The sequence below is a fragment of the Pseudoalteromonas sp. SG41-1 genome, from assembly GCF_014164575.1.
Taxonomy (GTDB): domain Bacteria; phylum Pseudomonadota; class Gammaproteobacteria; order Enterobacterales; family Alteromonadaceae; genus Pseudoalteromonas; species Pseudoalteromonas rhizosphaerae.
Map to the genome: position 1 here is coordinate 1 of NZ_JACJFL010000015.1, position 13,598 is coordinate 13,598.

General features: G+C 41.6%; 11 protein-coding genes. 6 read left to right on the forward strand and 5 right to left on the reverse strand.

Annotated elements, in window-relative coordinates:
* Positions 1-1,574: 1,574 nt before the first annotated feature.
* The 4 genes from H5203_RS10560 to yacG all read left to right on the forward strand — a co-directional run bounded on the left by H5203_RS10560 (position 1,575) and on the right by yacG (position 5,225).
* On the forward strand, positions 1,575-2,474 hold the full coding sequence (locus tag H5203_RS10560) for an A24 family peptidase (RefSeq protein WP_310736557.1): 900 nt from the start codon (positions 1,575-1,577) through the stop codon (positions 2,472-2,474).
* Position 2,475: 1 nt separating this feature from the next.
* The gene (gene coaE, locus H5203_RS10565; RefSeq protein ID WP_182758400.1) at positions 2,476-3,108 is read left to right on the forward strand and encodes a dephospho-CoA kinase; all 633 of its coding nucleotides are present in this window, start codon (positions 2,476-2,478) and stop codon (positions 3,106-3,108) included.
* 139 nt (positions 3,109-3,247) lie between these two features.
* The gene (gene pilB, locus H5203_RS10570; RefSeq protein WP_145235193.1) at positions 3,248-4,927 is read left to right on the forward strand and encodes a type IV-A pilus assembly ATPase PilB; all 1,680 of its coding nucleotides are present in this window, start codon (positions 3,248-3,250) and stop codon (positions 4,925-4,927) included.
* Between the two features lie 67 nt (positions 4,928-4,994).
* Complete coding sequence (yacG, locus tag H5203_RS10575) at positions 4,995-5,225, forward strand: DNA gyrase inhibitor YacG (RefSeq protein WP_182735849.1); 231 nt, start codon at positions 4,995-4,997, stop codon at positions 5,223-5,225.
* Between the two features lie 405 nt (positions 5,226-5,630).
* Here the strand turns inward: yacG and H5203_RS10580 are convergent, their stop codons facing one another.
* From H5203_RS10580 to H5203_RS10590, 3 genes are all read right to left on the reverse strand, one after another.
* Positions 5,631-6,803, reverse strand: a complete 1,173-nt coding sequence (locus H5203_RS10580; RefSeq protein ID WP_182819721.1) for an NRAMP family divalent metal transporter — start codon at positions 6,801-6,803, stop codon at positions 5,631-5,633.
* 205 nt (positions 6,804-7,008) lie between these two features.
* On the reverse strand, positions 7,009-7,365 hold the full coding sequence (hpf, locus tag H5203_RS10585) for a ribosome hibernation-promoting factor, HPF/YfiA family (protein ID WP_145235189.1): 357 nt from the start codon (positions 7,363-7,365) through the stop codon (positions 7,009-7,011).
* A gap of 181 nt (positions 7,366-7,546) precedes the next feature.
* The gene (locus H5203_RS10590; RefSeq protein ID WP_145235187.1) at positions 7,547-7,858 is read right to left on the reverse strand and encodes a pyrimidine/purine nucleoside phosphorylase; all 312 of its coding nucleotides are present in this window, start codon (positions 7,856-7,858) and stop codon (positions 7,547-7,549) included.
* A 283-nt stretch (positions 7,859-8,141) separates the two neighbouring features.
* Here H5203_RS10590 and H5203_RS10595 point away from each other — a divergent pair, with 283 nt between their 5' ends.
* Entirely contained in the window at positions 8,142-8,858 is a 717-nt protein-coding gene (locus H5203_RS10595) for a hypothetical protein (protein ID WP_145235185.1), read from the forward strand.
* A gap of 309 nt (positions 8,859-9,167) precedes the next feature.
* On the opposite strand, the gene tkt is transcribed toward H5203_RS10595, so the two are convergent.
* Positions 9,168-11,159: a transketolase gene (gene tkt, locus H5203_RS10600; protein ID WP_182819712.1), complete on the reverse strand. Its 1,992-nt coding sequence runs from the start codon at positions 11,157-11,159 to the stop codon at positions 9,168-9,170.
* A 274-nt stretch (positions 11,160-11,433) separates the two neighbouring features.
* Here tkt and metK point away from each other — a divergent pair, with 274 nt between their 5' ends.
* The gene (gene metK / locus H5203_RS10605) at positions 11,434-12,585 is read left to right on the forward strand and encodes a methionine adenosyltransferase (RefSeq protein ID WP_149981353.1); all 1,152 of its coding nucleotides are present in this window, start codon (positions 11,434-11,436) and stop codon (positions 12,583-12,585) included.
* A 575-nt stretch (positions 12,586-13,160) separates the two neighbouring features.
* Here metK and H5203_RS10610 read toward each other — a convergent pair.
* Entirely contained in the window at positions 13,161-13,568 is a 408-nt protein-coding gene (locus tag H5203_RS10610; RefSeq protein WP_182819713.1) for a diacylglycerol kinase, read from the reverse strand.
* Between the last annotated feature and the right edge of the window lie 30 nt (positions 13,569-13,598).

Sequence of the window (13,598 nt, forward strand, 5' to 3'; positions counted from 1 at the left end):
CTGTAAGCTGTAAGCTGTAAGCTGTAAGCAATAATGTTCCTAATTTATATTAAGCAATGCAACATCTTTTTTATTTAAGTGATTTATTCACCACAGAGATTAAGAGACGCTGCGCTTTAAAGAAGTAATTGTAAAAATAGGTGCTAGGAAGTGGCTAGGGTGTATTCGAAGCCCGTGGCGCATTTCTCATTTGCTCTCATTCTACTCTTTGTGCAGAAAGGTTTTTAATTGTGGACATTACTTGTAGGCGAGAGGCTTGCCACCGCGAAAATAATCTCATTGTCGCGAGATAAACTCGCTGCTACCAATACGTAGGCGCGGGGTTACCCCGCGCAATTAGATTCAAGTTCTATCAGTGATTAATTCACCACCGAGAACACAGAGAAGAAATAAGTGATTTTTTACTTTGGTTTCTCTGTGTAGCGCGAAGCGCCTTTGTGCCCTCGGTGGTAAAATAGGTTTGTTTGTGTAAATGTATGAACAGTCGCGAGGTAAACTCGCTGCTACCAATACGTAGCCGCGGGTTTACCCCGCGCAATAGATTAAAGTTCTGTCAGTGATTAATTCACCACAGAGAAGAAATAAGTGATTTTTTACTTTGGTTTCTCTGTGTAGCGCGCAGCGCCTTTGTGCCCTCGGTGGTAAAATAGGTTTATCGGTGGAAATGTATAAACAGTCGCGAGGTAAGCTCGCTGCTACCAATACGTAGGCGCGGGGTTACCCCACGCAATTAGATTAAAGTTCTGTCAGTGATTAATTCACCACCGAGAACACAGAGTTCACAGAGAAGAAATAAGTGATTTTTTACTTTGGTCTCTAAGTGTAGCGCGCAGCGCCTTTGTGCCCTCGGTGGTAAAATAGGTTTGTTTGTGTAAATGTATGAACAGTCGCGAGGTAAACTCGCTGCTACCAATGCGTAGGCGCGGGGTTACCCCGTGCAATTAGATTCAAGTTCTATCAGTGATTAATTCACCACCGAGAACACAGAGAAGAAATAAGTGATTTTTTACTTTGGTCTCTCTGTGTAGCGCGCAGCGCCTTTGTGCCCTCGGTGGTAAAATAGATTTGTCGGTGTAAATGTATAAACAGTCGCGAGGTAAACTCGCTGCTACATACACGTAAGCGCGGGGTTACCCCGCGCAATAGATTCAAGTTCTGTCAGTGATTAATTCACCACCGAGAACACAGAGTTCACAGAGAAGAAATAAGTAATTTTTTACTTTGGTTTCTCTGTGTAGCGCGCAGCGCCTTTGTGCCCTCGGTGGTAAAATAGGTTTGTTTGTGTAAATGTATAAACAGTCGCGAGGTAAACTCGCTGCTACCAATACGTAGCCGCGGGGTTACCCCGCGCAATAGATTCAAGTTCTGTCAGTGATTAATTCACCACCGAGTTCACAGAGAAGAAATAAGTGATTTTTTACTTTGGTTTCTCTGTGTAGCGCGCAGCGCCTTTGTGCCCTCGGTGGTAAAATAAGTTTATCGGTGTAAATGTATAAACAATCACGAGGTAAACTCGCTGCTACATACACGTAAGCGCGGGCTTTTAGTAGTTTTTAGGTTTTAGGTTTTAGCGAATGCAAAATTTCTTTCTCGATATAATCACTGTTATGCAAAACCAATTATGGTTTTACTTACTCACTGTTGGCTTAGTGAGCCTGTGTATTGGCAGTTTTTTGAATGTAGTTATTTACCGGTTGCCGATAATGATGCAACGTGAATGGCAAACAGAATGCCGTGTTTTACTGGCTAACGATTTAAAACCCACAAAAGCTGATAATACAGAAGCTGAGTTTAATCTGGTCAAGCCTAACTCTACTTGCCCAAAATGCAAAACTGCCATTAAGCCTTGGCAAAACATTCCTGTTATTAGCTGGTTATTGTTAAAAGGTCGCTGCGCTAGTTGCAGTAACCCTATTTCAGTACGTTACCCAATTGTTGAAATGCTTACTGCGGTTTTAAGCTTAATAGTGGCCTACACCTTTGGCGCGACTGAGCAGGCACTACTGTATATTTTAATTACTTGGGTGCTCGTCGCCCTGACCTTTATTGACATTGATCATATGCTACTGCCTGACCAACTCACCTTACCTTTAGTCTGGTTAGCATTAATTGCTGCGGTAATGGGCATCACTATCTCCCCAACAGATGCCATTATTGGTGCAGCATGTGGTTACTTAAGCCTCTGGAGCGTATTTTGGCTATTTAAACTGATCACCGGTAAAGAAGGCATGGGCTATGGTGATTTTAAATTACTGGCGGTATTTGGCGCATTGCTTGGCTGGCAATCATTACTCACCATTGTTTTATTATCGAGTGTAGTGGGCGCTATTATTGGTATCGCATTATTGAGTATTCAAGGCAAAGATAAAGCCACGCCAATTCCATTTGGGCCTTATTTAGCCATTGCCGGCTGGGTTACTTTGTTATGGGGCACACAAATCCAAGTATTTTATTTTAATTTGTTAGGTTATTAATATGAATGCATCCACTCATAAACCGATGAAAAATTGGGTGCTGGGCTTAACCGGCGGTATTGGTTGCGGAAAAAGCGCCGTTAGTGCCATGTTTGAAAAACTCGCTATTACCGTGGTTGATGCTGACATTATTGCACGCCACGTAGTCAAACCGCATAGCCCTGGTTTAGCTGCTATTAGTGAGCATTTTGGTGCCCAAGTGCTAAACCCCGACGGCAGTTTAAACAGGGCGCAATTACGTGAGATTATTTTTGCTGATACAGCGCAAAAAACTTGGCTTAATAATTTGCTGCATCCACTGATCCGTGAAAAAATCCTTACTGATTTACACTCTGCAAACAGCGCATATGTGGTGCTCGTCGCACCACTGTTATTTGAAAATGGTCTTGAGCAATATTGTGATCGCACTTTAGTGATTGACGTTCCTGTAGAAATACAACTCAAGCGTACTATCGCCCGCGATAACACCTCTGAGCAGCAAGCACGCAGTATTATCGCCGCACAAATGTCACGCGAGGATAAACGCCATCGAGCTGACGATGTGATTGATAACAACCGCCCATTGCATTTAGTTGAGCAGGATATAATGCAGCTTCATCAAAACTACTTACAACTAACGGCTAAAGTTAACTAATAAAGATGATAACGGTTGTGATAAACAAAAACTTTTTAGCTTTTTGTTGTCAAATTACCTTAAATCGACAAGACTGATGTTATACCATTCTTTTTTCTGATAAATTGCTGGCTATGAAAGGATCTAACCAAGGTGCGCAATGAATATTAATTCACCATTACTTAGAAAGTTTATTACGCTTGGCCGTATTGACGCAGAAACAGTCAAACTCAAACAGCGTGAGTATGGCTCAACAGCAGAGTTGATCGCAAAATGCAGCGGTATTGATGGTCATGAACTTGCCGAGCAATGTATCGACTTATTCCGAGTGCCTTATTTTGATATACGTGAGTTTGACGTCGAGCTGATCCCAAAAGAGCTTGTTAAAGAAAAACTGATCAAAGATCATCATATTCTACCTTTAGTTAAAAAAGGCCGTAAACTCTACATTGCCGCGTCGGATCCTACTGATTATGGTGCTTTTGAAAACTTTGAATTCAGTACAGGGCTTGCTTGTGAGGTGGTCGTTGTTGATTATCGCCAGCTTGAAGCCAAAATAGATCAACTGCTTGATGCGTCGGGCAGTTTAAATTTAAGTGATGAAGAATTTAAAGAATTTAGTGATTTAGATACCGAAGGTCCTCGCGAAATACAAAACAATGGCGAAGACGAAAAAGACGATGCCCCGATTATCGTATACATCAATAAAATTTTGATGGATGCAATTAAAAAAGGCGCCTCGGATTTACACTTTGAACCTTACGAACATAAATACCGCGTGCGTTTTCGTATCGATGGCATTTTACATGAAATGGCCAGCCCGCCGAACAGCTTAGCCACGCGTTTATCAGCGCGGATAAAAGTAATGGCACGCTTAGATATTGCCGAAAAACGCAAACCACAAGATGGCCGTATCAAACTTAAAATCACCGAACGTAAAAGTATCGATTTCCGGGTAAGTACGCTGCCGACTTTGTGGGGCGAAAAAATAGTAATGCGTATCCTTGATTCATCCAGTGCCATGCTTGGCATTGATGTACTGGGTTACGAACCTGAGCAGAAAAAGCTCTATATGGATGCGCTGCAACAACCGCAAGGCATGATTTTAGTTACCGGCCCTACCGGCTCGGGTAAAACAGTATCACTTTACACTGGTTTGAATATTCTTAACCAACCAGAGCGTAATATCAGCACTGCAGAAGATCCGGTTGAGATTAACCTTGAAGGTATCAACCAAGTACAAATTAACCCGCGCGCAGAGATGACCTTTGCTAATGCGCTAAAAGCGTTTTTACGTCAAGATCCTGATGTGGTGATGGTAGGTGAGATCCGTGATCTTGAGACCGCTGAAATTTCTATCAAAGCGGCGCAAACTGGTCACTTGGTATTATCGACCTTACATACTAACTCTGCTCCTGAAACCCTAACCCGTTTACTTAATATGGGTGTACCTGCTTATAACGTTGCCAGCTCGATTAGCTTAATTATCGCACAGCGCTTAGCTCGACGTTTATGCCCTAAATGTAAAGCACCAGAAAGCTTGCCGGACGAAGAGTTACAACGCCAAGGTTTTAGCCCTGAACAAATAACTGAACTCACTTTATTTGCTCCCAAAGGCTGCGATAGTTGCACTGATGGCTACAAAGGTCGTGTGGGTATTTATGAAGTAATGCAGATTACTCCAGAAATAGCGCAAATCATTATGCGTGGCGGTAATTCACTAGAAATTGCTGAAGTATCGTTAAAGTCAGGCTTTAATAACTTGCGTTTATCAGGCCTCAGAAAAGCTGCCGCCGGTATGACTTCATTAGCCGAGATAAACCGAGTAACTAGTTTTTAAGATCCTAAAACCTAGGGTTCTAGGTTTTAGAGTTATAAATCGTAAACAATATGTATGAGAAGATGTTATGCCAACAGTTGTAAGCTGCCCAACGTGTAAAAACCAAGTCGAATGGTCAGAAAAAAGTCCGCACCGCCCTTTTTGTTCAAAACGCTGTCAGTTAATTGATTTAGGCGAATGGTCGTTTGAAAACAATAAAATCTCTGCACCTATTACCTCTGCAGATGATTTAAGCCAAGATATGATTGAAGATATTGAAGCTATGCTTGCTAAAAACGACGATGATTTTTTCAAATAGAACAAGCTTTATTCGTACAAAGAATTGATTCACAAAGAGGTTAAGAGGCGCTGCGCTTTAGAGAAGTAATTATAAAAGTAGGGGCTAGGTTCTAGAAACTGACTAAGTGCTAGGTGTATTTATCCCACAGCTCGAAGCCCCTGTTTTTTCTCATTTACTCTCATTCACTTCTCTTTGTGCAAAATGGTTTTAGTGATTAATTCACCACCGAGAACACCGAGTTCACAGAGAAGAAATAAGTAATTTTTTACTTTGGTTTCTCTGTGTAGCGCGCAGCGCCTCCTGCCCTCGGTGGTAAAATAGGTTTATCGGTGTAAATGTATAAACAGTCGCGAGGTAAACTCGCTGCTACCAATACGTAGGCGGGGGTTTACCCCGCGCAAACTCGAATTAACTACTTTGCTGTTAACCAAGCTTCCAAACCAAAAACACCAACGCAAAGCCAACTAAATAAATCAGTCCTAACCAGCTCAAGCTTTGTATTACTTTGGAATGCTGAATACTTGGCACTGAGCGAACTAAGCTGAAGTTCAGCCATGCAAAAATCGGCGTAGTCAAAAATGCTAGCGTCATAGCAAAAGTAAGCATAGGGCCAAGGGCTGATTTAAAGAATAAGATCACCGCCATCCCCGCCAAAGATTGTACTATCAACCAGATATTTAAGCTGTGCTTACTTTGTTTAAAACCTAATAACTTGTGTGATTCGTTTAATGTGCGCGCGTAGCCATCAAGCACGGTTAAAGTTGTGCCAAACATACACAAAAACGCGATAATTGAAACTAATGGTCGTGCCCATTCACCTATGGTGAGGGCATACATATCAATAAGCTGTTTAGCAAATGCCACGCCGCCGAGCTCTATATTCGCGCTTTGCCCATATTGCACTAGCACACCAAGTGAAAAGAATACTAATGCCAGCCCTGCGGTTAACCAATAACCTAAATTAAAATCAAACAACCCCTGAGCCTTAGTCACGCTTTGCTGACTTTGCTTTTCTTTAAGCCACAATGAGCTTAATGCTGAGATTTCAATCGGTGCAGGCATCCAACCCATCAATGCCACCATAAAACCCAGCATAGCAAGTTCATAGGGAGATGGGCCAACGTAATCAGCAGGTGCCATTGGGCCGTTACTAAATGCAATAGCTAGGGCAATGACTGTTGCTAGTGTAAGTAGCCCCATAATAGCCTTTGCGACGCTATCGAGTGCTTTAAAGTGCCCGAGTAATAAAATGACTAAGCAAACGGCGAGGATCAACCAACACAGTAAAGTCACTGAAATAGCAATGGGTAAAGCGTAGTGTAATAAACTGGCCGTTAATAGCAGCACACCAGCAGTATTGACCACCGCAGCAATAATATTTAACCCAATAAAACTATAAAAAAACCATGGGCCTTTACTTTGATAGCCTTCAACTAAGCTTTTTTTTGTGGCTAGCGTGTACTCGATACCAAAGCGGAAAAACGGATACTTAAGCACGTTAACAACGAGGATTAACCAAAATAGCTGCCAGCCAAAAATAGCCCCTGCTTGCGTTGATGCCACTAAATGTGAGCCACCAATTGCAGCGGTCGCCATTAAAATACCGGGACCTAGTGCGTTTAAACGAGTTTGCCAAATTGATACTGCTGACTGCATCTGTGTACTTATTACTTATGGTTAATAATAAGCAAGTTACAGCGTTTTAATTAAGAAATAAAGAGTAAAGCGGAGGTTTAGAGGACTAGTCCTTTAGATGTAAATCGCTAGATCCTAGTTGCCTAAGATCTAGCGTCTTTATTATTTAACGTAGGTCCATTTCTTGAATAATTTCATGAGCAATTTCAGGTGTAGTGCTCACCGGTTTTTCATGTAAATTGGCTTTAATTTGGCCTTTACGATGCTTTAGTGCTGCATCGAGTTTTTTAGCCGCGTTTGCAATAGCTGGATAAAGAACTTCGTTCTCACCTTTAACGGATAAACGCGCGCCTTCGTATATGGTACTGATTTCTGCTTGGAGCTTATGATGCTCTTTTGAAAGAATGATATCTAGTGCGATCAGAGATGGAAAATGACTCGCAATTTTTGAAAATTTTTCGTTGATGTGCTCTCTAATAGAGTCAGTAACGTCAACATGGTGACCAGAAAGATTAATTTTCATAGGGTATCCTTTTTTATGTTACCTCATAACTAGTATTGGGGGCTATTTAGATTAACACAAGGCAGAAAAGCATAAATATGAAATTTATTTGTTATTACAGCTGATGTAGATCAATTTAGTCACATTAAATATGCAAAAGCCCGCGCATGGCGGGCTTTCAGCGTGACACTTAATTTGTATGTTAAGTATACGAACAACAGTAATCAGCAAAGTCAGTCACTTTTACTTGAAAGGTAACGTTAGCATCAACATTAAAAGACTCCCCTGCTGACATCGTTTGCCATTTCGTCTCACCAGGGAGTAATACATCCCACTGGCCGCCGTTTAATTCCATCAATTCTTTTTTGCTCGTAGCAAATTCAAACTCACCCGGTTGCATAAAACCTAACGTTTTAGTGCTGCCATCAGCAAAAACTACGGTACGACTTGATACTTTACCGTCAAAATATACGTTCGCTGTTTTAACAACACTTACATTATCAAACTGAGACATCCTCACTCCTGTTCTTTGATTTATAATTTAACTGCAACCACATTGCCTTAAGGACGCATAGCATGCAAGTGTAGTGATGTGAAAAATACTCATGGGCTTCGGGCTGACAGTGTAGGTCGTGCTTTAGCGCGTCAAGTGGTTAGGGGTTGAACAGATAGAAGAAAAAGCCAAGACCTGATCCTAAAGCTCTTTTCACTCATGGTAATAAACAATAGATTGCGAAAACGAAATTAATCTATTAAGTTAAATTAATATTTAAAAATAAAAAGTGGGATATTGAAAAGTGACAGATATTTACAAAAATAAGAAGGTTTACTTTTTTCTATTTATCATTTTTATTTTAGCGTTACCTATCATACTCTTCACATCAAATTTTGGAATTGGTTTTTATTCTAATATTTCGCAGTGGTCTGAATTAGGGTCATTTTTTGGAGGAGTCTACACCCCAATTTTAAGTATATTAACGCTCAGTGTAATTTTTATGCAGACTATTCTTATGTCAAAACAGACAAAAATACAAAACAAACAGTTAAACCTCCAAAACCATCAAAATGAGATTCAATTAGATTTAATTGAGAGAGCGGAAATAGCAAAACTATCCAAAAATATTGACTACTATACCGAATTAGTTACTCAGTCTTTGAATTCTACTATTCAAACAGATAAACCTGGCCAATCAATAACTTTAAAAAATGCGTTTGAAGATGCAATAAATATTTACAAAACAGATAAAGCTAAATTTATTAGAAACCAAATAATGTACAAACAATGTTTATCTAAACTCTGGCTCAACTGGGCATTAGTAGTAGGCAACATAAGATATATTGAAACAGAAACTCGTTTCGAGGATTATGCAGAAAAATGCATGCAAATTGAATGCTTAAAAGTAATGTCAAAGTTGGGACTACAAATCTGTAAAGATTTAGACTTATTGTTAATCGCTACCGATCACTCTTTGTCAAATTACCCTCCACTGTTTCTTGATTATGACAAACCATAATTTAACATTTACCTTCAAATAACTTTACGCTAGCAACTCACCGCTACCTAGCATGCACCTTTAAGCCTTATATCTAACGGCTTAAAACTCAAATTCACTTTTCTCGAGAAACAAGTTTCACGCCAACAAGGTATTACAGAGAATCTAGAACAAAACACCATAAAAATCGGAGCTGAAGCAACCTCCTACGATTTTACTTGGCACTGCGCCTCAGACTTAAAACTGATAGCTGACGGCTTAAAGCTCTGTATAAAAAAGCCCGCACTGCGTTTAACACAGTGCGGGCTTTTTACATTTTAACCTTTAAGGTTAAAACAATTCGTTTGCTTTGTTTACGATGTTTTCTACCGTGAAGCCAAAGTGCTCAAACAGCTCATTAGCTGGTGCTGACTCACCAAAGGTGGTCATACCTACTACAGCGCCGTTTAAACCTACGTATTTATACCAGTAGTCAGCAATACCTGCTTCTACGGCTACGCGGCGTGAAACTGCAGCTGGTAGTACACTTTCTTTATAAGCAGCGTCTTGTGCATCAAATACATCGGTCGATGGCATAGAGACAACACGTACTTTTTTACCTTGCTTACGCAGTTCAGCGGCTGAATCTTGTGCTAATTGCACCTCAGAGCCAGTTGCGATTAAGATAAGCTCAGGCTCGCCGTCACAGCTCAGCACATAACCACCTTTTTTCACGTCGCTTAATTGCTGCGCTGAGCGAGTTTGTTGCTCAAGGCCTTGGCGAGTAAAGATAAGTGATGTTGGACCATCTTGGCGTTCAATCGCTTGTTGCCATGCAATCGCAGACTCAACTTGGTCACACGGGCGCCAGTTAACTAAGTTTGGCGTTAAACGCATGCTAGCAATTTGCTCTACTGGTTGGTGAGTTGGACCATCTTCACCTAAACCGATTGAATCGTGGGTGTATACAAAAATGCTTGGCACTTTCATAAGTGCAGCCATACGAACAGCATTACGTGCATATTCCATAAACATTAGGAAAGTTGCGCCGTAAGGAATAAAACCTTTATGCAATGCAATACCATTCATAATCGCCGACATCCCAAACTCACGCACACCGTAATAGATGTAGTTACCGCTGGCATCATCGCGTGTTAAGCCTTTAGAGCCTTTCCAAAGAGTCAGGTTAGAACCGGCTAAATCAGCTGAGCCGCCCATAAATTCAGGCAGTAATGGACCAAATGCATTCAGTGCGTCTTGCGATGCCTTACGTGATGCTGGGTTTGCTGGATTTGCGTCTAGTTGCTCAATATATGCTTGTGATTTTTCAGCCCAATCTGCTGGCAACTCACTACTAGTACGGCGTTTAAATTCAGCGGCTAGTTCTGGGTGTGCAGCGGCGTACGCGGCAAATTTTTCATCCCAGTTAGCTTCAAGTTGTTTACCCTTTTCTTTGCCATCCCATTGTGCATAAATATCAGCTGGGATTTCAAATGCTTCACCAGTCCAACCAAGGAACTCGCGTGCTGCTTTGATTTCGTCTTCACCTAGTGGTGCGCCGTGACAATCATGGCTGCCTGATTTATTTGGTGAACCATAACCGATAACTGTTTTACAACAAATTAGTGTTGGTTTGTCGGTGATGCTGCGTGCTTCTTCGATGGCTGCGCGGATAGCGTCTGAGTCATGGCCATCAACGTCACTTACGACATGCCAACCGTAGGCTTTAAAGCGTGCAGGTGTATCGTCGCTAAACCAACCTTCAACTTCACCATCAATTGAAATACCGTTGTCATCCCAAAACGCAACAAGCTTACCTAGGCCTAATGTGCCGGCAAGTGAACATGCTTCATGAGAAATACCTTCCATTAAGCAACCATCGCCTAAGAAAGTATATGTGTGGTGATCAACAATATCGTGACCTTCGCGGTTAAATTGCGCGGCTAATGCTTTTTCAGCAATCGCCATACCTACCGCGTTAGTGATCCCTTGACCAAGTGGGCCCGTAGTAGTCTCAATACCTGGCGCATACCCATATTCTGGATGGCCAGGTGTTTTTGAATGCATTTGACGGAAGTTTTTAATTTCCTCAATTGGTAAATCATAACCACTTAAATGCAATAGAGAATAAATAAGCATTGAACCGTGGCCATTGGAAAGTATAAATCGATCTCTATCTACCCACTCTGGATTTGTTGGATTGTGGTTTAGATAATCGCGCCATAGTACTTCTGCGATATCAGCCATGCCCATAGGGGCTCCAGGGTGGCCTGATTTGGCCTTTTGTACTGCGTCCATTGATAAGACGCGAATAGCATTTGCAAGTTCTTTGCGAGACGGCATGGATTCTCCTACCTTTACTGTATTTGCGCTGGTTATTGTGTGTATTCATTTGAAGATCCATTCTTACTTATTGTAGGGGCTGTATGCAATTAAAAACCTGATTAAATTGGGCATTATGAATTTTTTTTAAGAACAAAAAGTTATTAGTAATTTTATTTAGACGTCTAGGCGTAAAAAAACTATGCAACTATCGTTGTTTTAGATAAAATACGCCCCTAAATTTTTTAGCGCTCTTACCGACGTTTGTGAAGCGCAATATTTGTGAGCAAAGACAATGGCAAAACATTTATTTACTTCTGAATCTGTTTCTGAAGGTCATCCGGATAAAATCGCGGACCAAATCTCTGACGCGGTACTAGATGCCATCTTAGAACAAGATTCTCATGCCCGTGTTGCGTGTGAAACTTACGTAAAGACTGGTATGGTTATGGTTGGTGGTGAAATCACTACTAGCGCATGGGTTGATATCGAAGAAATCACACGTAAAACTGTACGTGAAATTGGCTACACTCATTCTGATATGGGTTTTGATGCAGACTCGTGTGCAATTTTAAACACGATTGGTAAGCAGTCTCCTGACATCAACCAAGGTGTTGACCGTACTAGCCCAGAAGAACAAGGCGCTGGCGACCAAGGCCTAATGTTTGGTTACGCATGTAACGAAACTGAAGTATTAATGCCTGCACCAATCACTTACTCACACCGTTTAGTGCAGCGTCAAGCGCAAGTACGTAAAAGCGGCGAGCTTAACTGGTTACGTCCTGATGCAAAATCACAAGTTACTTTTGCATATGAAAACGGCAAGCCAGTAGGTATTGACGCAGTGGTACTTTCTACTCAACACAGTGAAGACATTTCACAAAAAGATTTAGTAGAAGCTGTGATGGAAACAATCATCAAGCCAGTACTTCCTGCTGAGCTTATCACTAGTGCAACTAAGTTTTTCATTAACCCGACTGGCCGTTTTGTAATCGGTGGCCCAATGGGTGACTGTGGTCTTACTGGTCGTAAAATTATCGTTGATACCTATGGCGGCATGGCTCGTCATGGTGGCGGTGCATTCTCTGGTAAAGATCCATCAAAAGTTGACCGTTCAGCTGCGTACGCTGCACGTTACGTTGCTAAAAACATCGTTGCTGCGGGCCTTGCTGACAAATGTGAGCTACAAGTTTCTTACGCAATCGGTGTTGCAGAGCCCACGTCAATCAGTGTTGAAACATTTGGTACCAGCAAGCTTGAAGAATCACGTTTAATTGAATTGATTCGTGAACACTTTGACTTACGTCCATATGGCTTAATTAAAATGCTTGATCTTGAGCGCCCAATTTATCTACCAACTGCAGCTTACGGGCATTTTGGTCGTGATGAATTCCCTTGGGAACGCACAGATAAAGCAGACGCACTTCGCGCAGCAGCTGGTCTTTAATATCAGCCTTTATGTAAATGTAGAAAAAGCGCCAATTGGCGCTTTTTTTTATGCCTGCTGATTATATTGTTGTAAATGCCTAGGTTATTGTCGCGAGGTAAACTCGCGGCTACCAGACATAGTCGCGGGTTTACCCCGCGCAATTAAAGCTCGGTTCCAGGAAGTGACTAGGAGTTAGGGCGTGTTCGAAGCCAGTGGTATTTCCCCCTCATTCACTACTCTTGGTGCAAACCTATTTTTTAATAATTTCACCACAGAGTTCACCGAGTTCATAGAGGAAAAACCTGTAAGTAATCAACTTTACTTTTGTCTTCTAGGTGTAGCGCACAGCACCTCCTACCCTCGGAGGTAAATAGGCTTGTCGCCATAAATGGCGACCTACAGGAGCGCGGTGGATATTACTTGTAGGCGAGTGGCTTGCCACCGGGAAGGATAAAGTGTTTGTCGCGAGATAAACTCGCTGCTACCAGACGTAGGCGCGGGTTTACCCCGCGCAATTAAAGCTCAGTTCTAGAAAGTGACTTGGGTGTATTCGAAGCTCGTTGCTCAAAGCCAGTGACGTTTTGCCTAACTTCCTAACCTATCAATGTAATTATCTTTTCATACCCAGCCACAGCCCATACAATAAATAACACTATCAGTGCTAATGTCACAGCTGCTGAAGCGATATCTTTCGCTCGCCCTGATAACACATGATATTCAACACCGACTCGATCTGTTAATGCTTCAATTGCTGAATTTAGCAACTCAACAATCAACAATAACAAAAAGCTGATTATAAGTATCACCCAGTGCTGTAATGATTGCGCTAGCCAAAATGATAACGGCAATAATACTAGCCCTAGCGCAAGCTCAGTGCGAAAGGCCGATTCTTCCTTAAATGCAGCTTTAAAACCTTTAATTGAGCACTTGGTTGCTTTAAAAATGCGCCCAATCCCTATGCCGTTGGGTTTGTTTACTAAATTAATTTCTGGTTTAGTCATTTTATGATCTTTAGCGTATAGCTTTTGCTT

What these genes read in the sequence shown, in the direction of transcription:
- metK (WP_149981353.1), top strand. Translation starts at nt 11,434, where the DNA reads ATGGCAAAACATTTATTTACTTCTGAATCTGTTTCTGAAGGTCATCCG.
- hpf (WP_145235189.1), bottom strand. Translation starts at nt 7,365, where the DNA reads ATGAAAATTAATCTTTCTGGTCACCATGTTGACGTTACTGACTCTATT.
- H5203_RS10580 (WP_182819721.1), bottom strand. Translation starts at nt 6,803, where the DNA reads ATGGCGACCGCTGCAATTGGTGGCTCACATTTAGTGGCATCAACGCAA.
- H5203_RS10560 (WP_310736557.1), top strand. Translation starts at nt 1,575, where the DNA reads ATGCAAAATTTCTTTCTCGATATAATCACTGTTATGCAAAACCAATTA.
- tkt (WP_182819712.1), bottom strand. Translation starts at nt 11,159, where the DNA reads ATGCCGTCTCGCAAAGAACTTGCAAATGCTATTCGCGTCTTATCAATG.
- coaE (WP_182758400.1), top strand. Translation starts at nt 2,476, where the DNA reads ATGAATGCATCCACTCATAAACCGATGAAAAATTGGGTGCTGGGCTTA.
- H5203_RS10610 (WP_182819713.1), bottom strand. Translation starts at nt 13,568, where the DNA reads ATGACTAAACCAGAAATTAATTTAGTAAACAAACCCAACGGCATAGGG.
- H5203_RS10590 (WP_145235187.1), bottom strand. Translation starts at nt 7,858, where the DNA reads ATGTCTCAGTTTGATAATGTAAGTGTTGTTAAAACAGCGAACGTATAT.
- yacG (WP_182735849.1), top strand. Translation starts at nt 4,995, where the DNA reads ATGCCAACAGTTGTAAGCTGCCCAACGTGTAAAAACCAAGTCGAATGG.
- pilB (WP_145235193.1), top strand. Translation starts at nt 3,248, where the DNA reads ATGAATATTAATTCACCATTACTTAGAAAGTTTATTACGCTTGGCCGT.